Source organism: Propionivibrio sp. (assembly GCF_049316945.1).
Taxonomy (GTDB): Bacteria; Pseudomonadota; Gammaproteobacteria; order Burkholderiales; family Rhodocyclaceae; genus Propionivibrio.
In genome coordinates this window covers 17,662-37,269 of record NZ_JBMOJE010000010.1, presented here as the reverse complement: position 1 = coordinate 37,269, position 19,608 = coordinate 17,662, and the positions used below count along the sequence as shown (strand labels likewise).

Annotated in this window: 18 protein-coding genes; 5 read left to right on the top strand and 13 right to left on the bottom strand. The window is 58.6% G+C overall.

The window, feature by feature from the left end:
* Nucleotides 1–95: 95 nt before the first annotated feature.
* Nucleotides 96–1,853, top strand: a complete 1,758-nt coding sequence (locus tag ACOYNV_RS04070; protein ID WP_422898467.1) for an SUMF1/EgtB/PvdO family nonheme iron enzyme — start codon at nt 96–98, stop codon at nt 1,851–1,853.
* 32 nt (nt 1,854–1,885) lie between these two features.
* On the opposite strand, the gene ACOYNV_RS04065 is transcribed toward ACOYNV_RS04070, so the two are convergent.
* A complete protein-coding gene (locus ACOYNV_RS04065; RefSeq protein WP_422898466.1) occupies nt 1,886–3,448 on the bottom strand; it encodes a transglycosylase SLT domain-containing protein in 1,563 nt (520 codons plus the stop codon).
* A 232-nt stretch (nt 3,449–3,680) separates the two neighbouring features.
* Here ACOYNV_RS04065 and ACOYNV_RS04060 point away from each other — a divergent pair, with 232 nt between their 5' ends.
* The 4 genes from ACOYNV_RS04060 to ACOYNV_RS04045 all read left to right on the top strand — a co-directional run bounded on the left by ACOYNV_RS04060 (nt 3,681) and on the right by ACOYNV_RS04045 (nt 7,114).
* Complete coding sequence (locus ACOYNV_RS04060) at nt 3,681–3,836, top strand: hypothetical protein (protein ID WP_422898465.1); 156 nt, start codon at nt 3,681–3,683, stop codon at nt 3,834–3,836.
* Between the two features lie 121 nt (nt 3,837–3,957).
* Nucleotides 3,958–4,260, top strand: a complete 303-nt coding sequence (locus ACOYNV_RS04055) for a hypothetical protein (RefSeq protein WP_422898464.1) — start codon at nt 3,958–3,960, stop codon at nt 4,258–4,260.
* Nucleotides 4,257–4,547, top strand: coding sequence for a type II toxin-antitoxin system RelE/ParE family toxin (locus ACOYNV_RS04050; protein WP_422898463.1), 291 nt, complete (start codon nt 4,257–4,259; stop codon nt 4,545–4,547). Before ACOYNV_RS04055 ends, ACOYNV_RS04050 begins: the two co-directional genes overlap by 4 nt.
* Nucleotides 4,548–4,846: 299 nt before the next feature.
* On the top strand, nt 4,847–7,114 hold the full coding sequence (locus tag ACOYNV_RS04045) for a S41 family peptidase (protein ID WP_422898462.1): 2,268 nt from the start codon (nt 4,847–4,849) through the stop codon (nt 7,112–7,114).
* An 18-nt stretch (nt 7,115–7,132) separates the two neighbouring features.
* On the opposite strand, the gene ACOYNV_RS04040 is transcribed toward ACOYNV_RS04045, so the two are convergent.
* The 12 genes from ACOYNV_RS04040 to ACOYNV_RS03985 all read right to left on the bottom strand — a co-directional run bounded on the left by ACOYNV_RS04040 (nt 7,133) and on the right by ACOYNV_RS03985 (nt 19,585).
* Nucleotides 7,133–7,660 carry a hypothetical protein gene (locus ACOYNV_RS04040; RefSeq protein ID WP_422898461.1) on the bottom strand — a complete coding sequence of 176 codons (528 nt, stop codon included), beginning with the start codon at nt 7,658–7,660 and terminating at the stop codon, nt 7,133–7,135.
* 1 nt (nt 7,661) lies between these two features.
* Entirely contained in the window at nt 7,662–8,201 is a 540-nt protein-coding gene (locus ACOYNV_RS04035; RefSeq protein WP_422898460.1) for a FliG C-terminal domain-containing protein, read from the bottom strand.
* 38 nt (nt 8,202–8,239) lie between these two features.
* On the bottom strand, nt 8,240–8,443 hold the full coding sequence (locus ACOYNV_RS04030; protein ID WP_422898459.1) for a hypothetical protein: 204 nt from the start codon (nt 8,441–8,443) through the stop codon (nt 8,240–8,242).
* Nucleotides 8,444–8,622: 179 nt separating this feature from the next.
* Nucleotides 8,623–10,080 carry a tetratricopeptide repeat protein gene (locus ACOYNV_RS04025; protein ID WP_422898458.1) on the bottom strand — a complete coding sequence of 486 codons (1,458 nt, stop codon included), beginning with the start codon at nt 10,078–10,080 and terminating at the stop codon, nt 8,623–8,625.
* Nucleotides 10,081–10,339: 259 nt separating this feature from the next.
* Nucleotides 10,340–10,672: a DUF5615 family PIN-like protein gene (locus ACOYNV_RS04020; protein ID WP_422898457.1), complete on the bottom strand. Its 333-nt coding sequence runs from the start codon at nt 10,670–10,672 to the stop codon at nt 10,340–10,342.
* A complete protein-coding gene (locus tag ACOYNV_RS04015; protein ID WP_422898456.1) occupies nt 10,669–10,899 on the bottom strand; it encodes a DUF433 domain-containing protein in 231 nt (76 codons plus the stop codon). Before ACOYNV_RS04015 ends, ACOYNV_RS04020 begins: the two co-directional genes overlap by 4 nt.
* A 136-nt stretch (nt 10,900–11,035) precedes the next feature.
* Nucleotides 11,036–11,485, bottom strand: coding sequence for a hypothetical protein (locus tag ACOYNV_RS04010; RefSeq protein ID WP_422898455.1), 450 nt, complete (start codon nt 11,483–11,485; stop codon nt 11,036–11,038).
* A gap of 6 nt (nt 11,486–11,491) precedes the next feature.
* Complete coding sequence (locus ACOYNV_RS04005) at nt 11,492–12,970, bottom strand: hypothetical protein (RefSeq protein ID WP_422898454.1); 1,479 nt, start codon at nt 12,968–12,970, stop codon at nt 11,492–11,494.
* The gene (locus tag ACOYNV_RS04000) at nt 12,967–15,735 is read right to left on the bottom strand and encodes an MGH1-like glycoside hydrolase domain-containing protein (protein ID WP_422898453.1); all 2,769 of its coding nucleotides are present in this window, start codon (nt 15,733–15,735) and stop codon (nt 12,967–12,969) included. The genes ACOYNV_RS04005 and ACOYNV_RS04000 overlap by 4 nt, the downstream gene beginning before the upstream one ends.
* Nucleotides 15,736–15,770: 35 nt before the next feature.
* Entirely contained in the window at nt 15,771–16,199 is a 429-nt protein-coding gene (locus tag ACOYNV_RS03995; RefSeq protein WP_422898452.1) for a response regulator, read from the bottom strand.
* Between the two features lie 903 nt (nt 16,200–17,102).
* Complete coding sequence (locus ACOYNV_RS03990; RefSeq protein ID WP_422898451.1) at nt 17,103–18,479, bottom strand: APC family permease; 1,377 nt, start codon at nt 18,477–18,479, stop codon at nt 17,103–17,105.
* Nucleotides 18,480–19,003: 524 nt separating this feature from the next.
* Nucleotides 19,004–19,585 (bottom strand): isochorismatase family protein, encoded by a 582-nt coding sequence (locus ACOYNV_RS03985; RefSeq protein ID WP_422898450.1) that lies wholly within the window; start codon nt 19,583–19,585, stop codon nt 19,004–19,006.
* Between the last annotated feature and the right edge of the window lie 23 nt (nt 19,586–19,608).

Sequence of the window (19,608 nt, the reverse complement as noted above, 5' to 3'; positions counted from 1 at the left end):
AGTAATGCCAGACGACGAGCCGTCGCAAACGTCAGACGCGTTATAATTCACCGCCGCCGGCGAATGAATAACGATAAGGCGAGGGGTGTGGGGGAATGAAGGTCGTATTGATGGCGGTGATGATCTGTCTTGGTTGGTCCATTGGCCCATGGACGCCGCAAGCCGGCGCGGCGGAAGGCAAGCGGGTGGCGCTGCTGATCGGCAACGCCGCGTACGGTAACTCGCCACTGCGCAACCCGCCGCAGGATGTGCGCGAGATGGAGGCTGCGCTGAAGTCTGTCGGCTTCAGGGTCGAGAAGGTGCTCGACGCCAACCAGAACCAGATGAAGCGCGCTGTTCGCGACTTCGGCACGCTGGCACAGGGCGCCGAAATCGCCTTTCTCTATTACTCCGGGCACGGCACCCAGGCCAACGGCGAGAACTACCTGATCCCAATCAAGGCCACGATCGAAAAGGAAGCGGACTACGAGGTCGAAACCGTTTCGGCCAACGCGCTGATGCGGCAGATCGCCGGCGCCCGGCCGCAAGCGGCGATCGTCGTGCTCGATGCCTGCCGCGACAACCCCTACGCCGCCGTCACCAAGGGCTCCAGCAAAGGGCTCGGCCGCATGGACGCGCCGACAGGAACGATGATCGCCTTTGCCACGGCACCGAACACCACCGCCGGCGACGAGGGCCATTACGCGCGGGTGCTGGCGGCGCAAATCAAGACGTCGGGACTCGAATTGTTCGACGTCTTCCGCAACACCTCCGCCGAAGTCAAGCGTTTGACGGGCGGCAAGCAGGAGCCGCGCCTCAGCGAAGTCTCGATCAGCGAGCGGATCTACCTGGCAGGTCAGGTACGCGTTGCGCCCTCGCCGCCAGCGCAACTGGCCAGCGTGCAGCCGGCGCCGGTTCCTGTGCCGGCTACAGCTCAAGCCGATGCACCGCCTGTAGCCGGCCAGGTGATCAAGGACTGCGCCGACTGTCCGGAGATGGTGGTGATTCCCGCCGGCAAGTTCATGATGGGAACGTCGGCGGCCGAGCTCATGGTATTGAAAAAGTCACCTTGGGTGATAGAGAATTTCACTCATAGTTATGACGAGGAAAGTCCGCGACACGAGGTGAAAATCGGCAGTGCGCTGGCGGTTGGCCGAACCGAAGTGACGGTTGGCGAGTATGCCCGTTTCGTCTCGGCAAAAGCTTACCGGACTGACGCCGAGAAAGGCGACGGCTGTTATGTTTTGAAGTCTGATGGCGGCGACTGGAAAAAGAGAGCCGAGGCCAACTGGAAAGCCCCCGGCTTCGCGCAGACAGATCAGCATCCGGTGGTCTGCGTGAGTTGGAACGACGCACAAGCCTACGTCAAATGGTTGGCCAAGAAGACGGAAAAGGGGTACCGGCTCTTGAGCGAAGCCGAGTGGGAGTATGCCGCTCGCGGCGGCAGCAGCGCTCGTTATCCGTGGGGCGATGATGCCGATTACAAGAATATTTGCGGCTATGCCAATCATGCCGATCGCAGTTATGCGGACAAGTACCCGAAGGATACGTCGGTCAACAAGATCTGCTCGGATGGCACGGTACTTGTGGCTGAAACAAAGCACTATCCAGCCAACGGCTTTGGCCTCTACGACATGCACGGCAACGCCATGGAGTGGGTCGAGGACTGTGCTCACAAAAACTATGCCGGAGCGCCAAGCGACGGCCGTGCGTGGACCAGCGCCTGCGAAAAAGCTGAAGGGGGTGTTGGGCGGATGGCGCGCGGTGGCTCCTGGTACAACAGCCCGGTGAACCTGCGCTCGGCCTACCGCTTCGGCGGTGAGCCCTCTATGCGCGCCAGCGCCGGCGGCTTCCGGGTGGCCAGGGCGCTTTAACCTTTGTCCGTAGCGCTGTGGCGCCACGGCGCTCAGGACCGTTGCTCGCGCCGGATGGCGACGTCGGCTCGCTTGCTCCGGCTGTGAACCGCCCGCTTCGGCTCGACCGGCAGATGAAGAACGATCTTCTGCCCGGCCTGTAGCGGTTCCCTGACGTCGCGGTTCCAATGCCTGAGCGCGTCGAGTGTGACGCGGTGATGCTTGGCGATCGAGTTGAGACTGTCCTTCCGTTTGGCCTTGATGGTGATTCTGCGCATATCCGGAACATCCGGTTCGATCGACGTTATCGCGTTCATCGCGACTTTGAGCGTGATATCCGCATCGGTGCGTGTGCGCGGTACCAGCATCGTCGCCCCAGCCTTGAAGCGCATTCCGGCGGGAATTTCATTGATCGAGCGGATGGCGTCGGGCGTGGTCTGATAGCGCTTCGCAAGACTGCTCAGGGTGGTGCGGCTGTTCACGGTATGCGTGGTCCAGGTTGCGAGCGCTCCCTTATGTTCCGACGCATTGGCGACGAAGCGAAGGGCCGATTGGTAGGGAAGGCAGATGGTCGGGTGCGTTGCACGCGGAATGATTCCCTTGCGCACGCCGGGATTCAAGGAGCGGAACTGGGCCGCTGAAATTCCTGCCAGCCGCGCGGCCTTGTCGACGTCCATGTCCTGGGAAATGGCGATATCGCAGGCGATGATCGGACGGTTCTCGATCTCCGGCAGGCTGATTCCGTATCGCTGTGGGTCGGCGATAAGCCGTTTGATGGCCAGCAACTGCGGTACATAGCCGCGCGTTTCGTTCGGCATGCGCAGGCTGAGATAGTCGGTCGCCAAGCCGGCCTTGCCGTTACGTTCGACAGCCCTGGCCACCGACCCTTCGCCCCAGTTGTAGGCCGCCAGAGCCAGATGCCAATCGCCGCCGAATAGCGCCGCATTACTTTCCAGATAGTCGAACATGCCGTGCATGCAGGCCAGGTCCTTGCGGCGATCCGCAAGCGCCGACTGATAGAGGCCGAAACGCTTGCCGGTGGCGGGGATGAACTGGCACAGGCCGACCGCATCAGCGGGCGAATGGGCCTGCGGGTTGAGCCCTGACTCGATGATTGGAAGAAGAGCAAGCTCGACCGGCAAGTTCCGTTTTTCCGCCTCGGCGACCAGCAGGTAGAGATAGAGCCGAGCTCTCGGCGCCAGCCGTTCAAGCCAGCCGCTGCTGGCGAATAGATGCGCGAATCGCTCGACATCCGGAGAATCGAGATCGGGAAGCATGAATCCGGCACGAATTCGTTCCCAAAGATCGGGCAGTCCGGCGCGATCGGCGGGTGTTACAGTCCTGTCCGGCACGGCAATCACAAGTTTGCGCTGCGCGATCGTTGAGGCCGTGGCTGGCGACCAACGTTGCGCATGAACGACCGGCGCCAAGCGACCCGGTGCAACCGGCGAATCCGCCTTGTCAGGCAACCCCGCACAACCGGACAGGTTGATCACAGCCAACGCCAGGAACGGCGCAGCAAGCCTTGCCCAGGCACCGACACGATCGGCCGCAAAGAGAGCGCAGCGTGTCCGGGAGAAGTGCCAGAGCGTTTTTGAATCGGAATGATCAGTCATGTTGCTTCCTGGATAATAAGGGTCAATGCCCCGGTAGCTGGTGCGTCGCTTCTTTCCTTGGCGATGCTCCGTTGCGGCTTGCAAAGGAGGTCGCACAGCCGTACTAATCCAGACGCCAAGCCGGCGGTTTCGTCAGACGCAAAATGAATGGTCGTGTTCGCAGGAAGTGTTGGGGCCGTCTAATTGCTCGATTTTGTAAGAGTTGTTTCGCTACGAACTGGAGCCGGGGTTGGTGAATGAAATCCGCCGGGCGACGAACGGCAATTTTGCGCTGGGCGATACGCGTTTTGGCGAGCAGATTGCCAAAGTCCTTGGGCGCAGGGTGCAGCCGGGCAAGGCCGGAAGGCCACGCAAGACGCCTGAGCCGGAATCAGGAGACTTGTTCTAAATCCCCCTGTTTCGCTCTGGGATAGCGGTTAATTCGAGCACCGCCCTTTTCCTTGGGAAAATATTGTGGAAGTGATTTCCGGGTAGTAAGATATCAACACTATTGACGCCCGGATTTTGCCATGCCCAACTTGTCGGTCAAACTGGATGAAGCGACCCGTAACCGCCTGCTGGCGGTTGCTGCCGACCAGGGAATAACCCCGCACGCCTTCATGGTCAAGGCCATTGGCGCCGAGCTGGCGCAGGCCGAGGCGGAGGCGGCTTTTGTGGCAAGGGCATTGGCGGCGCGCGCACAGGTGATCGCCACCGGCCAGGTCATCGATGGGTCAGCCTTTGCGGATTATCTGCGCTGCCGTGTGCGTGGGCACCCTGCTCCGCGCCCGTCGGCAGAGGCCATTGCGGAGTGTGTGGAAACCAGAGCATGACGCGCTGGCTGCTGGCGCCGGAGGCAGCCGATGACTTGGAGCGCCTGATGGATTTTCTGCTGGAGGCTGATTCTGAAGGCGCTGTTGAAACCATCGACTTGATTCTCGATGCCCTGTGGGTTCTGGAACGGCATCCGCGCATGGGCCGGCCTTTGCCACAGGGTTTGCGCGAACTGGTCATTTCCCGCAGCCAATCCGGGTATCTGGCGCTTTGCAGCTACGACGAGGGCGCCGATATGGCGCTGATTCTGGCAATACGCCATCAACGCGAGCAGGATTATCACTGAGCACGGCATTTTCTGCCCCTGAAAAATACTCGCTCCTTATACCAAGACCACTACCCCGCAGGCCTCATGAATAGGCAATCTTCGCTATATGTGCCTGAAGAGTGGCGTATTCATTGGCTTTACAGAGTGCATCATTGTAGAACGCCGTTTAGCGTGGCTTTCAGCCTGATACAATCATCAAAAAATAGTCAGCCCCGCGTTTCCTGCCTGACCGCTCCCCTTCACCTCCCCGGTCCCAATCTCCCGAATAAAATGGCCTGCTCGCCTCCTCCTTGATCTCGCCCAACCAATCGCCGTCAGTGAACGAAACCCTCTCAGTTGAAGATTCCACCCCGGAACTCTTTGACGCTCTTGCCGGTCTGCTGCTGCCGATTTTGCTCAACCTGGCGCTGATTGGCGCCTGGTGGTGGCGTGGCGATTTCACGGGCTGGCTTCTCGGCGCTTCGCTGGCCCTGCTCGCTATTGCGCTGGTTTTGCGCGGCGCGGCTGGGCGTCCCTTTATCCGCCATCTGGCGAGCTTGATATGTCTGGTCACGCTGGCCGCTTGCGTCGGCATGGCGATTGGTCAGCAACTCTGGCTTGCCGGCTGGGATGCGCTTGATCAATCGCCCCTCTTCAAACAGCTTGAAGCGGCGTGCGGTTTTGGGCTGGTGCTCGGCTGGTGTTGCGGCATGCTGCTAATCCTGCGCTTGAGCGGGGCGCGTTTGGTGGAACAATCCAACCATGTACTCGCGCTGGGGCCGCTGTTCATTCTGCCGCTGACTTTTTCGGGCAATGCGGCGGCAATGGTCGCCGATGGCCGGGCGCTGTGGCTGGTCAGCGCACTGTGCGCCGGCATCGCCTGGAGTCTTTGGCGTTACTGCAAGGCATGGAAGGCCCTCCCTCTCTTTTTTACGATGGGCTATCTGCTCGGGCCGGTGATGGGCCTGGCCTGGCCGTATGTCGATACGGCTTCGGGCGGCGTGCCGGTGGCCCTGCTCGGTCTGCTGGCGGTGCCGGCTTTCTACGCGGCGGGCTGGCGACAGTCGCAGGGCCGGCTGGTTTTCGCTCTGGCCGTTGTGGCCGGCATTCCCTTCACGCATTACGCGCTGCTGCAGTGGGGCGCGGTCTGGGCAGCGGCCTTTCTGTTGGCTGTCGGCCTGGTTTTCTGGCAACTTGCCGGGCGTTTTGCGTTGTCGCCGCAGGTCGTGTCGGAGTTGATGCGACCAAAGCCGGTTCGGGAAAAAGTGCGTTTGAGAGAGTCGTGGTCGACCTTGCGCGGCATTTGCGGCGTGATGTTTCTCTGCCTTTTACTCGGCCACCTGCTGTTGTGGGCGAAAATTGCTGCGGAAGAGCCGCGCCCGACGCGGGCGGCGCTTGACTATTTTTCATTGATCACAGCCATGAGCGATGGCGCGATTGATCCAGCCAGATTGATTCCCGCCAGGGTGCTGGTGGCACGGCTGTTCGAGGAGGAATACTTGTGGCCGGATAAAGTCCATGCCCACACCAGCAAGGACACGGCGAGTACCGTCGCTGCCGAATTGGCGGCCAGTGTGAAGCGCAAGGACGATCCTTATAGCCGGGGTTTGCAAAGCGGTCGGCACGCCGCCTGGATCAGCGGTCGCCCGGTCGGGATGGGGATGTACTTCGACCGCGACAAGGCAGGGTGGTGGATCGCTGAGGTGCTGCGCGACTCGCCGGCCGAAGCAGCGGGGGTGAAGAAGGGCATGCGCCTGCTTGAACTGGATGGTGAGCCGGTGGGGGAGACGCTGCCCATGCGCTGGCGTGAGCTCCGCGAATGGGTGGCAGGTAAGGAGGTGAGATTATTGGTCAGTTCGGGCAAGGCCTCCGGGGAATCGGCTACAGCGGTGGCTGCGACGACGGCCAGGAAAATCGTTGTACGTTCGGGGCCGATTCGTCTGGCCAGCCAGGTGGTGGCGCAAATTCTACCGAGCGAGCGCGGCCCGGTCGGATTCCTCGCATTTCCGAGCTTCGACAAAGACAGCTGGATTGAAATCGAAGCGAAGCTGGATGCTTTTCTCGCTGCAGGAGTCAAGGAAATGGTGATCGACCTGAGTGGCAACCCCGGTGGGATGAGCGTTCTCGCCACGCGCCTGGCCAGTCGCCTGGTCTCACCGATCAACCACGGAGCGCCGTTCATTCATTGGCATCACCGCCCAAGATGGGAGCGCTTCGATTATCAGGAGAACCTTGATGTTCCGGTAGGCCGGACGCTTGCGTTACGCCGTCTGTATGTGCTGACCTCGATGGATACCTGCTCGACGAGCGAGTTGTTGATAACCGGCTTGCGCCCTTACCTGGAGGTGGTGCAGATCGGCTTTACCACCTGCGGCAAGCCCTACGGGATGCACCCATTCGCAATCGGCGACGAGGTGCTGACGCTGGTTGTCAACGAATCACGCAATGCCCGGAACGAAGCCTATCGCGACGGCTTGCACCCGGATTGCTTCGACTTCGAAGTTGTTTTGCACAGCCTGGACAGCAGCAAGCCATTGGCCGAGAATGTCATGGTCAAGCATGCGCTGCAGCACATTAATAGCGGGAAGTGTCGGCCGATCCGCTGAGGCTCGATGCCGGCGAGGTCAGGTGGCGATGCCGTCAAAGAAACTGACCAGCGCCGCATCGGATTCTTCCCGGTTCATCACGCTGTTGTTTTGTGTACGGATTTTGCGAAGAAAATCCTCGAATTCGTTGTAACCCGGTTTGATTTTGGCGGGGATGCCCTGGCGGCCAAACTCGACTGCCACCTGCGGGGCTTTGCCCTCCAGCGTCGCAATCAAGGCTAACTCCAGTGAATCGAATAAACTCTGCTGAGGTTCCGAGAGGCCGGTTGTTTTGCGCGCAGCGACGAGATAGCGCGCCATATCTTGAGGATCAAGATTACCGCCCACCATCAGGTGCAGGGCATCGCAGAGCACGGTATAGATCGCCGCATTGGGCTTGTCGAAACCCGCTATGGCGGTAAATAGCGACGATTTTTCAGGATCGTCGATCGGCCCTTCAATGGACATCAGTCCCTCCCGGCGTACCTGATTGAGGATGAGGAAAATCGTCCCCAGAAGTTGCATGTGCACTTCCGGTTTTCTTGGCTTCATGGAAAATACGCTCATCTCAACAAGACTCCTGAATTTGACCTTCGGATTGAAGGCGGGCAAGCACATCGAGCATTTCCCGCAGGCTGTCGCGGCCGTCTTGCGCATGGCTGGCAGATACCGCGTCCGGGTTCTTGCCGGCGAAGCGGGCGATGATGTCTTCGGTCAGCATGGCGGCGGCCCGTTCGGAGAAATTACGCATTGCCCGACGCGCCAGTTCCAGGTCCTTCATGAACCACAACACTCGGATCAGCGCATCGCTGCTCATCTCGCGCAACAGCAATTGCCAATCCCGATCCTCAAGCCGGTAAAGCGGCCAGGCGGTTTCCCGCCAGGAGACGTTCTCGGCGCCGACGTTAAGGTTGGCCTCCGGCGACGGAACCAATGCCGTGCCCTGATTGAGCAGGGCTTCGAAGGCGGATGGAGAAAGCTGGATGCTGACTTTGCCGACGTTTTCATTGCCCTCCTGCGTGAGGTGCAGGAGATAGGCCGGCGGATAGTCCTGCTTTTCCAGTTGGAAAGCCGGGTTGTCGAGGGTTAATGAAATGGCATGGCTCATGGGTTGTTCCCTTTTTCGGTCATCTTGTCGTCACCGAGCTATTCATCGCCTTCCCCGAACGGCCACGGCTGTCCCGCCAGCAGCGCGGGAAGGCCAAGCATGCACTGTTCAGCCAGTTTCCTGCTTAAAGGCTCGTCGCTATCATCCGGGAAGTCTTTCATGAAAAATTCCCAGGAACTGGGACTCGCCAATGCCTTGACGCGTTGCCCGAACGGTCCTTCCAAGCCGTTGCTAAGGGCCATCAAGGGATAAAGCGCCGCGGTAAGCAGCCCGCCCTGGTGATACCAGTCTTCGCCGGCAAACGCGGCCGCAGAATCGCGAGGCGTTCAGCCCATTCCTGTTCAGAATGATGGGCTCCGGAACCCGGAATGGCATCGGAGTTGATGAGTATTGGAACGGTGCTGAGGTTGATTCGCATGGATTATTTCTTTCCTGTGCCCAGAAGCGGCAGGCCGAGATTTCCGATTATCGATTCCTGAAAGGGTAAGTCATCCAGCGATGCTTCACCGGCTTGCACACGTTCCAAAAAGTCCTTCGGTACGATGCCCTGGCGCATGTATATATCGAGCAGGGCAGCCAGCACGACTTTCGCGTTTTCATCTTCCTGCACGGCCTGAACGGCGCTATCGACCAGCGTTCGGTGGCCGCGAAACGATTTCTCCAGCCAGGGGCGAGCTTTTGCGATGGCATCCGTGCCGTAGTAATGCGTGCCCAGCACCGCGTTGTTTTCGCGTGCCAGTGCGTGCGCCTCGCCAAAACGGGTGTTGATTTCATTGAGAAGTGGCTCGAAGGTGGTTTCGAAGCGGGCGTTATCCTTCATCGACAGGAATACATTGGCCAATTGCAAACGGGCTTTGTAGGTGCGCAGGTCGTTCGGGCCGGCTTCGGCGCTAGCGAGTCGGACGCCTTCCTGGCAACTGGTAATGGCCTTGTCGAACATTCCGGCAGCGGCGTAGATTAATCCCTGAATCTGAAGGCGCATGAGTCGACTATCCAGATCGATTTTCGGTGCGCTATCCTCTAGTCGGGCGGCACGCTCAATGGCCGGAACGGCTTCGTCCGTGCGTTTGGCGAAATACAGGTAGGTCGCCAAACGGACCCAGCCGTAATACATCGCCGGATCTTCGGCGCCGATGTTTGATTGCCGCTGGGTAATGTCGACAAAGCGCTGCAAGCGCTGAGCCGCTTGTTCGTAGTGGCTGGTTTTGAAATAGAGGATGGCGGTGTAATTGAGCAGGCCCTTGAAATAGGCGTGCGACTCGGGCAGAACGCCATCCACTTCGGCAATAGCCATATCATGCGCGGTGGCGGCTTCGAGGAATTGGTTTGCGTTATCGTAATAGTCGCCCAGGCTCTCATGGGCATAGGCCCTGTAGCGGGCGGCATGCTCGCGCTGCTTGGCAACGACATTTGTCTCGGCGGTTTTGTCGGTAAGGGTGAGCCTGGCCTCCTCCCAGTAACACAAGGTATCGACCAGCCCCTGTTTGGTGGGGGTTTCACGCAGGATGCCAGTCACCTTTCCCTCGGCACCGTCAACTCCTTCAAGTTCAAGCGTAGTCACGGTATTGAGGTGGGGGTCGAAATAATTGGCGGTAACCGTCATCTTCAACGGTGAGGCGCCCTCAAGCTTGCCTGGAGCGCCTTTGCTAAACACCATCCAGCCGGAGAGGCGGGTTGCGCGCCCCTTTCCCGTTTTCTTCCAGGAAAGTTGGACGTCCCTGGCTTTTCCGATACTGCTCTGGCATTGTTTATGTGCGCCGCTTTTCTCGATCGTCAATTGGCCTTCGAAGTAACGCATGCCTTGATTGGATGCAGCGTAGGCGATGCCAAGAAAACTCAGGCCGCAGATCAGGACGATGAGTCGAAGACTTGTTTTCACGGGGTTTCCGTTCGCGGGCAATTGTGTGTGGATTCGACATCCTGAAGGACATCGCAAAGCTTGTTATTGGTTTCGGGCTATTTTCTGTCGCTGCATTGCGCAATCCAGAGCTAATCACAAACCGGAATCCGATTGACTCAACATTCTGTCATCCTGGAAGGGTTTTATTTCCGGCATAACTGCAAGAACCGGATGCAGTCTTGCATAGAAAGAGTGCCCCACATCCCGTATCTTTAGCCGACTCAATGCTTCAGCGGTCTTATCGAATTTCGACCACCGTCTCACCGGCTGCCAACATGTCGCGCAGCTCTGGCAGAATTCTCGAAAACGCTTCCAGCAACACTGCCTTCCGACAATTGCCTAGACGAACCCAGACAACTTGTGGGGGGAGGCTGCCTTGCCTATTGGCAAGCGCCTGAAAATCTTCGTCTTTGGTGATAATAGCCATGCCACGCTCTTTAGCGTACTGCCAGATTATTGTGTCTTCCGATGTATCCAGCCCGATGTCCTGTACATGGGCGCATTCCCAACCATTGGCAGCAAGATAACGAGCCAGAGCCACTGGCAGTTGGTTATCGACCAATAATGTCATGCAGCAATCAGAATGGCATGGTCGGTTTGGGCTGTGGCATATTCGAGCGCCGCCAGAATATCGTCTTCCTCAAGGATTGGGTAATCTTCAAGAATTTCCTGATGGGAAGCGCCTGCACTAAGCAGCCCCAAAATATCCGTGACGCGAATGCGCATGCCACGAATACACGGACGCCCGCCACATTTACCGGCTTCGATTGTAATTCGAGCAAACAGACTGGATTTCATGATTCTTCCAAACGAAGTAGAAGCGTTACCGTAAGTATGTCGTTTGAACACCTGATTGGCAACAAAATCGGCCTGCCCCTGGCGTTGCTGATAACTTGGCTGGACGTACCGTTGCTCGGCGTTTGTTTTCGAATCTCTAACTGGCCGTACCGGTCAGCAGTCGCCACTCAAGCACCGACACTGAATGACCACTTTCAGGCCAGAAGCAGGCATTCCATGATGAACAGCTGAGCGCCCGTTGATGGCCGTTATGCGGCCAACCATGCATTGTAGCCCACGGTCGATTTTGATTGGAATGCCACCTTAGCCATTTTGCTTTCCAACCATGAAGTGCACGGAACGGGCTATAAGGAATTATGCGGTAGCCAACCATGTTTTGCACATGACGGAGGTTTTGCAGAATGGATTGGCTAGTAGACGTTCCAACCTCAGAATGCAAATAGCCATTTGTTTTAACGTTAATACATTGATTTACCGTGGCCCGAGGCCAGGCTTCGCGCTCATTCCGGGCTTGATCCAGTTTGACGCCGAACAGCTCATTGCCACAAGAAACCAATGACTCCATTGCTCCCTTGATTTTCTGCATTGATTCTCACAATGCACGCACCTGAAACAGGTGGTATTTCCATGGCGTCAGGTCGACGTACAGACCGGCATCCTGTAGCTCGCTGCCGCTTCGGTCGTAGGATTCGCCGGACAGAACGTCGTTGAGCCGCCACTCTTTTCCGCTCAGGCCATCCCACGGCAGATGAACCCACGCCTGGGCGGTTTGTTGCCCGTAATTAATGATCACCAGGGTGCGCTCGTCGCCTTTACTCCAGCACCAGGCCAGAATATTCAGGCAACTCTGGTTGTCGGGCCAGCCGCTACGCTCGCACAGGCGCCATGCGCCATTGCGAATGACATCCTGGTTGGTCTCCTTCAGTAGTCGGGCATAAAAGGCCGCGAGATCCTGATCGACCGGCTCGTTCGAACGGCGGCCGAGGAAGACCGGCAGCCTCGTCTTCAAGCCCTCGAACTGCCCCTCATGGAGCAGCTTCGCTCCAGGCAGGGTGAGGGTCGCCACGGCGGCGGCTCGCCCTTTTGCCGACGGGAAGGTGACGGCAGCCCGTGGTTCATCATGGTTCTCGATGAAGCGGACCATTTTCTCCTGGTACGAAGAATCGGCAAGCAGGTGCAAGCGAACGCTCTCGGCGTTCCCGTGCTCCATCCGGTCATAGAGCTTTTTGTCATAGCAGTAATCGAAGCCCTGCTGCTGCAGTTCCCACTCAAGATCCCAGTAGGCCTCGGCGACAAACCTGAATTCAGGATACCGACCTTTGATCGCAGGGATCAGCGACTTCCAGTAATCGTCGACCGGCTTGACGCCGGCACGCGCACCCCAAGTCCGTTCGAAGATGGTGTTCAGCATCAGCATGGCCATGTCGCAGCGGATGCCGTCGCACTGCTCGGCGATATCCGAAACGGTCTCGAACACCGCCTGCCGGAGCCCCGGCTGAAAGGCGTTGAGCTGCAGCACATCGGGCCAGGCCGGAAAGTAAGGATCGCGGCCGCAGGCAAATACGGATTTTCGTATCGCCATGAAGGACGTCGGATCGTTCTGCGCGTCGACGGCGCTTCCTTGTACGAAGTATTCCGGATGCGTGCCGACCCAGGGGTGATCCGGCGCCACGTGGTTGGGAACGAAGTCGAGGAAAAGCCGCAGGCCACGCATATCAAGCATGTTGCGTGCGGCGGCCAGCCCCTGCGGTCCGCCGAGGTGCTCATCGACGACGTAGCGGCGCACACAGTAAGGGGATCCGACATTGTCCTGCGCCGCAAAGTCCGGCAGGGCTCGCCTGAAATCGTCGAGCAACCCGGGGTTACGCATCGAAATCTCGATCCCGGCCGGACTGCGCTCCCACACCCCCATGAACCAGACGGCGTCAAAGCCATGGGCGGCGATGGCATCCCACTCCTGCTTGGGCACCGTAGCGAGAGTCACCGGCTGCAGGTATTTCTGACCCAGTTCCCGCAGCCACACCCAGGTGTTGATCTCAAGGATGACGGGATGTCTGGGCCAGGTTCTCATTTCTTCCCGCCCCCGGCTCCCGGCGCACCTTTCGCAAAGGCGGCCAGTTTGCCCCCTGCCAGAGCCTGCTCAGCGTCCATGATGCCGAAAAGCTGGATGCTCTTGGCCACCAGTCCGGTCCAGCCGGTCTGATGGCTGGCGCCGAGCCCGGCGCCATTGTCGCCATGGAAGTATTCATAGAAGAGGATGTAGTCGCGCCAGTGCGGATCGTTCTGGAACTTCTCCGTGCCGCCGTAGACCGGTCGCCGGCCGTTCTCGTCCTGAAGGAATATCCGGCCGAGACGGTCGGCGATCTCCTTGGCCACCGCGAACAGGTTCATCATATTCCCCGAACCCGTGGGACATTCGATCTTGAAGTTGTCGCCGTAGTACAGATAATAATTCAGCAGCGCCCGGATGATCATCGTGTTCACCGGCAGCCAGATCGGCCCGCGCCAGTTCGAGTTGCCGCCGAACATGCCGCTGTTCGACTCGGCCGGCAGGTAATCCACCCGGAACTCCTGGCCCTGTACGTGAAAAACGAACGGGTTCCGTTCGTGGAACCTGGAGAGCGAGCGGATGCCGTAGGGGCTCAGAAACTCGTTCTCGTCGAGCATCTTCGTGAGTATCCGGCGCAGCCGCTCCGGGTTGACCATGGCCAGGATGCCTCGGTCCGCCACGCCTAAATGACCCGGGCCGGTAGGATGGATGGACTTCGCAAGCTCGGGGATACGGCGCAAGCGTTCAATTACCTGGGCCATCGCCCCCGGAATGGACTCCCGTTGTGCCTTTTCGACGACCGTGGTGGCGCACAGGGGCAGCAGCCCGACCATCGAGCGCACCTTGAGCCGCGTGGCGCTGCCGTCCGGCAGCCGCAGCAGGTCGTAGTAGAAGCCGTCTTCCTCGTCCCACATGCCGTCCTGACCGGGTTTGTTCATGGCCAGGGCGATATAGTAGAAGTGCTCGGCAAACTTGACGACCATGTCCTCGTAGGTGCGGTCGTGGGCGGCGAGCGCAACCGCAAGTTCCAGCATGTTCTGGCTGAACAGGGCCATCCACGCCGTGCCGTCGGCCTGCTCCAGATGCCCGCCGGTGGGCAGCGGGGAACTGCGGTCGAAGACGCTGATGTTGTCGAGGCCGAGAAAGCCGCCTTCGAAGACGTTCTTGCCGAAGCGGTCCTTGCGGTTCACCCACCAGGTGAAATTCAGCACCAGCTTGTTGAATGTCTCCCTGAGAAAGTCGACGTCCGTCGCTCCGTGCAGCGCCTGCTCGGTGCGCAGCAGGAAGAGCGTGGCGAATGCGTGGACCGGGGGATTCACGTCGCTGAAGTTCCACTCATAGGCAGGCATCTGGCCGCTGGGGTGCAGGTAGGTGCCCTTGAGCATCAGTTTCATCTGCGCCTTGGCGAAGTCGGGGTCAACGATGGACAGCGGGAGCGTGTGGAAAGCCAGATCCCAGGCCGCGTACCAGGGGTACTCCCACTTGTCGGGCATCGAGACGATGTCCTGGTTCAGCATGTGGAACCACTCCGAATTCCGGCCATAACGATATCCTGAATGGAGTGGGTTGGAGTTGTGCTCATCGAGCCAGTTGTCACCGTCGAAGAAGAAGAACTGCTTGCTCCACAACATGCCGGCCAGGGCCTGGCGCATCACCTTGGCCGCATCCGGCGTAACCGAAGGCGGCGTCACCGAGCGATAGAAGTCGTCGGCCTCCTGCAAGCGGGCAGCCAGAATCTGGTCAAACTCGGCGCCAAAGCCGGAAGGTGCGGTTTTGCCTTTGCCCGGCTTAACGGCCGCTGCCTGAGCGGTCAGGCGCAGGCGTACCGTGGCCGACTGCCCGGGCTCGACCATCAGCCGATAGTTTGCCGCGACTTTGGTGCCCTGCTTGTCAGGATTCACGGCGTCCTGATTGCCCTGCACCACGCAGTTGTTGATGCCGTCCTTGACGTAGGGGCCGTCATTGTGATGCCCGGGAAAGAGCCGCGCGTGGTTTGTTTCATTCTCGGTAAACAGCAGCGGAACCTCGCCTTCGCAGGAAAGGATGAATTCGCCGAGCAGCGGGTGCGCCGCAGCGACCGCGCTGGTGCCTGCCGCTGCCTCGATCTGCCTGAGCATTGGTTTCTTCTCGGCGCGGTTGGATTCGGCAATCCACGGCGCCCAGTCGTTGCGGAACCAGAGTGTCGGCAAGAGATGAAGTTCGGCCGCGTCCGGTCCCCTGTTGGCGACCGTGATCTGCACCAGGATGTCTCCCGGGCCATCTTTGGCGTACTCGACAAAGACGTCGAAATAGCGGTCGTCATTGAAGACACCGGTGTCGAGGAGTTCGTACTCCATGTCATTGCGGTTGCGGCGCCGGTTGGTGTCCACCAGGTCGGCGTAAGGATAGGCCGCCTGCGGGTACTTGTAGAGGTACTTCATGTACGAGTGGGTCGGCGTACTGTCGAGGTAGAAGTAGTATTCCTTCACATCCTCGCCGTGGTTTCCTTCGCTGTTGGTGAGGCCGAAAAGCCTCTCCTTGAGGATGGCGTCCTTCCCGTTCCACAAGGCCAGCGCGAAGCAAAGCCCCTGCTTGTCGTCGGAAATTCCGGCCAGCCCGTCCTCGCCCCAGCGGTAGGCGCGCGAGCGGGCATGGTCGTGAGTGAAGAAATTCCAGGCATCGCCGCCTTCACTGTAGTCCTCGCGCACTGTTCCCCATTGACGCTCACTGAGGTAAGGGCCCCACTGTTTCCAGTTGGCCTTCTGCTCCCGAGCCTCGTCAAGTCGGGTCTGTTCAGCTGTTTTCATTATTGTCGCCTTTCATATTGAGATGATCTGGTGATTCATCGTTGCGAAGTCGGCCCGGAAACAGACCCGTCGTTAATAACTTCGCTGCTCAAACTGCGACGGACGGCATCGACGGCATTCAACAGATCGGTCGAGATCGCCCGCTTGAGCACAAAGGCGTCGGCGCCGGCTTCCATCACCGCGCGGCGTACGCTCTCCTCGTCGTGGACACTCAGCACGATCACCTTGAGGTCTGGACAGCGCTGCCGGATCGTCTGCAACCAGCCCAAGCTGCCGTCCTGAGCCAGCGACAGATCCACCACAGCCACCTCGGGCCGAAGTCGAATCGCGCCCTCAAGCAACGAAACCTCGTCGGCAACCATGACCACCGTTCCGAACGACGTCTCAAGCAACCCGCGCACACCTTCCGTCAGACCGTGGTGACGGTCCGCCAACAGAACACAAGTGAGAGGCGTCTCGGGCATCAAGGCATTTCCTTTTCCGCAACTTACGTAAAAGTCGCGCCAGCGACTCTCGAACCTCCCCTCGCCCTCTGGGAGAGGGGTCGGGGGTGAGGGAAACGGGCAGGACTTTAATAATTTGGGGCGACTTTCAAAGCCATGCCCGTTTGCTTGCCGCGATACCTGTCAGTACCTGGCTTCAAGCGTAGATTAATCGCGACGAGGAGTGCTGTGACCTCGGGATATTACGGGGCGTGTCACTGGGGAATTACGAGGTTCCAGGGCCGCAGACCGGGAGCGGACAGCCACCAGGTGTACGCCGCTGGCAAGTTGAGCCAGGATAAAAGCGCTTGTACACGTTCAGGAAAACCGTCGCAGGACTATCAAAAGGTCAAATGATGAAAACAATCTTTGCTTTACTGGTGCTTTCTGTTTCGACTGCGGCATCTTCCGCGTGCTATTCAATCTATGCGCCATCCAACGAGTTGATATGGCAGGGGATAGGCAATCTCCAACCAATATGCCTGAAGAGTGCCGTATTCATTGGATCGACAGTGCATATCATTGTAGACAGCCAATTGGCGCGGCTTTCAGGCTGGCACCATGATCCTGAAAACCTCAGTTGACCGCGACAAACTGACCGCAAAGCCAGATCTGACGCGTGTTTAGCCCTCACCCCAACCCTCTCCCGCGGGGAGAGGGGGTTTACACCCTTCTCCCCGCGGGAGAAGGGCCGGGGATGAGGGCTTGCGACATTGGCATAACATCCAACTGAGTTTTCCAGGATGATTATCCTAAGCCGGACAAGCCGGAAGCAAAAAGGAAAATCAATAAATCGAGGTCACAACAAATACTCGGCTGTTCGGGAAAAATTTGGACGATCCGCTGATTCACGTCCACCCATGAGTGCCCGTCTGCCAGTAATTCTCACCCACCGATTCTTCGCCGCGAGCGCCCGAGGAGTAGTGGCAAAAAGCCGAGCAGAATCCCGCCAACCCCGAGAATGTTGGTCACCGTGTCAAACGTCGGGATGCTGTACAACGCAATGAACACCATGAAGATCGCAGCAAGCAATGGCCAGAGAACATAGGAAAATGCGCTGCAGGCACCGTCTTTCAGTTTTCCGCGATAGTGCCAGGCGCACGCGAATCCAGCCAGGCTCATGTAGAAGCAGATCTGGAATCCGATTGCCAGAATCGAACTCTCAAGTATATTCTTGACTGACGGCATGAACGATGAGCTAAAGAGCAGAAACACACCCAGGCCCCAGATCACACCGGTCGCCACCCATGGGGTTTGCCACTCAGGGTGAATTATTGCGTAACGCCGGTGAAGCATGTCGTCACGCGCCATCGCAAACATGCTGCGACTAAATTGCAGAATTTGGGTTTCGATGGTGCCGACCGTACTCAAGATGGTCGAAAGCACCGCCAGATAATTCCAGGGCGTTGGAAACAACTTGGTGGCAATGGCGTAGAGCACATTAGTGTTGGCCTGTGCAATTTCTTCGTCATTCAGGACGATCAGCACGACGATCATCATGATCACGAAGAACAGGATCAGATTGACCATGGCCCAGAAGGCTCCCTGGCTCGCTGGGTGCGGCTTGTCGATCTCGCCTGCCTTGGTTTCCTCGCTGAGATTCAAGGTGACGTCCCAGCCCCAATAGAAAAATATGGCTGTCAGCGCTCCGGTGGCGAACAGTTGGGGTGTAAAGGAGAACGGGGAGAACCAGATAATCGAAGGCGGGTGAGCCGGACGGCCTCCGTATTGCACAAAAGCCGCGATGATCAGGGCGAGCACTACCAGGGTTTCGATCCCGGTCAGGGCCAACTGTGTATAGCTCGCGTGTTTGATGCCTTTGGTCACGACGAGGGTGACCAGCGTCAGCCAGACGGCCGCGGTAGCTGTCACCCAGACGGTATCCTCGACCCGGTCTGGAAAAATCAGGACCAAGGTGGAAGTTGCTGCCGGGATGGTGGCGGATACCATGAAGAAGGTTGATGCAACCAGCAGCCCCCAGCCGGTAAAAAAACCCCAGGAACTGCCAAAGACGTGCCCAACCCAGGCGTAGGCAGCGCCGGCATGTGGCGCGATCTTGCTGAGGTGGAAGAACGCCAGCATGATACCGAACATGATCAGGCCGCAATAGAAAATACTGCCAACCGAAAGCACGCCAACCGACGCTACAATCGCTGCGGTGGTGACGGCGACGCTGAATGCCGGGGCGGTACCGGCAATTCCCATGACGACCGACTCGACGGTGCCGAGTGATCCTTTTGCCAAGTCAATTTTTCCCGTCACGACATTTCCTCGAATGGGCTACGGTGAGTTCGTAACACGATGATATTTGAATCGCCCCGGCTTCGATAGGCAATTGGACGTCTGCTTCATCTGATCGCCACTGATATGGTCAGCGGCGATTCAGGCCGGAACTGGAGCCATTGGTTCTTCAGACACATTTGGCCGTTATCGCCGCATCGCCGAAGTTCAGACCGACGAAATCCGTGGCGCCGATTGAATAGCGGCTGGTGAGATTTGTACAGCTTCAGGCACCACGGTTGCATCTGAAGCGAGCCAAGCTCATGACCACCGCATTGCGCTCTTTGTTTGTATATCAATGGCCACGGAGCGCAGCAACTCGAGTTGCCTTTGCCTACGGAGGTCGGCAAGGCGATTGTCGCCTACCTGCAACCGGCGGAGAACGTCTGGGATGCCGCCAAGGGGAGGTTTGCAAACCCTACGGGCTATGGCTTTGATTGAAGGTTTCCGGGTCGAGATCGGGTTTGGCGTTTTTAAAAGTTGCACTTCGGGTCTGAATCCAAGCCTTACTTTATCAAGGCCTGCGCGGCCTTGAAAGCGATGTGCTCACAACTGCGCAGCCACTCAAAGGCCACCATCTCGGTGGTCACCAACTCAGCTCCGGCACTCGCCAGGCGATCAAACGCGGCGTCGCGGTTACCTTCGGTGCGGGAGCTGCAGGCATCGGTCACCACCCAGACGTCAAACCCGCATTCCAGCAAATCCAGTGCCGTTTGCAACAGGCAGACATGGGCTTCGCAACCAGCGATTAAAACCGTGTTCCGTTCAGGCGTATTGGTCGCTGGCGTGCGGGGGTTGCCCGCCACCGGTTCGGCATGCGGGCGCAGCCATTCACTCAAGCCATCCGGAACCCCGCTGAAGTGCATCTTGCTCAACGTTTGATGGCAAAGCGTCCTTACCTCGGGTACGTTCTCGCCTAGCCTGGAGGGGTTTTGTTCAGTACCCCAGACAGGCACATCCATTAACCGGGCCAGTTGCCCCAGACGCACCGCGTTAGCCACCACGGCGGGGCCTTCAAGAATGGCCGGCAGCAGGCGAATCTGGTAATCGACGAGGACGAGTTGGGATTCAGCAGCGTCTAGCAACATGGGAATCTTCCTGCAGGAAAGGA

Excerpts from the sequence above, each read along its gene's own strand:
- ACOYNV_RS04070 (WP_422898467.1), top strand. The coding sequence starts at position 96 with ATGAAGGTCGTATTGATGGCGGTGATGATCTGTCTTGGTTGGTCCATT.
- ACOYNV_RS04065 (WP_422898466.1), bottom strand. The coding sequence starts at position 3,448 with ATGACTGATCATTCCGATTCAAAAACGCTCTGGCACTTCTCCCGGACA.
- ACOYNV_RS04055 (WP_422898464.1), top strand. The coding sequence starts at position 3,958 with ATGCCCAACTTGTCGGTCAAACTGGATGAAGCGACCCGTAACCGCCTG.
- ACOYNV_RS04050 (WP_422898463.1), top strand. The coding sequence starts at position 4,257 with ATGACGCGCTGGCTGCTGGCGCCGGAGGCAGCCGATGACTTGGAGCGC.
- ACOYNV_RS04040 (WP_422898461.1), bottom strand. The coding sequence starts at position 7,660 with ATGAGCGTATTTTCCATGAAGCCAAGAAAACCGGAAGTGCACATGCAA.
- ACOYNV_RS04035 (WP_422898460.1), bottom strand. The coding sequence starts at position 8,201 with ATGAGCCATGCCATTTCATTAACCCTCGACAACCCGGCTTTCCAACTG.
- ACOYNV_RS04030 (WP_422898459.1), bottom strand. The coding sequence starts at position 8,443 with ATGGCCCTTAGCAACGGCTTGGAAGGACCGTTCGGGCAACGCGTCAAG.
- ACOYNV_RS04020 (WP_422898457.1), bottom strand. The coding sequence starts at position 10,672 with ATGACATTATTGGTCGATAACCAACTGCCAGTGGCTCTGGCTCGTTAT.
- ACOYNV_RS04015 (WP_422898456.1), bottom strand. The coding sequence starts at position 10,899 with ATGAAATCCAGTCTGTTTGCTCGAATTACAATCGAAGCCGGTAAATGT.
- ACOYNV_RS04010 (WP_422898455.1), bottom strand. The coding sequence starts at position 11,485 with ATGCAGAAAATCAAGGGAGCAATGGAGTCATTGGTTTCTTGTGGCAAT.
- ACOYNV_RS04005 (WP_422898454.1), bottom strand. The coding sequence starts at position 12,970 with ATGAGAACCTGGCCCAGACATCCCGTCATCCTTGAGATCAACACCTGG.
- ACOYNV_RS04000 (WP_422898453.1), bottom strand. The coding sequence starts at position 15,735 with ATGAAAACAGCTGAACAGACCCGACTTGACGAGGCTCGGGAGCAGAAG.
- ACOYNV_RS03995 (WP_422898452.1), bottom strand. The coding sequence starts at position 16,199 with ATGCCCGAGACGCCTCTCACTTGTGTTCTGTTGGCGGACCGTCACCAC.
- ACOYNV_RS03985 (WP_422898450.1), bottom strand. The coding sequence starts at position 19,585 with ATGTTGCTAGACGCTGCTGAATCCCAACTCGTCCTCGTCGATTACCAG.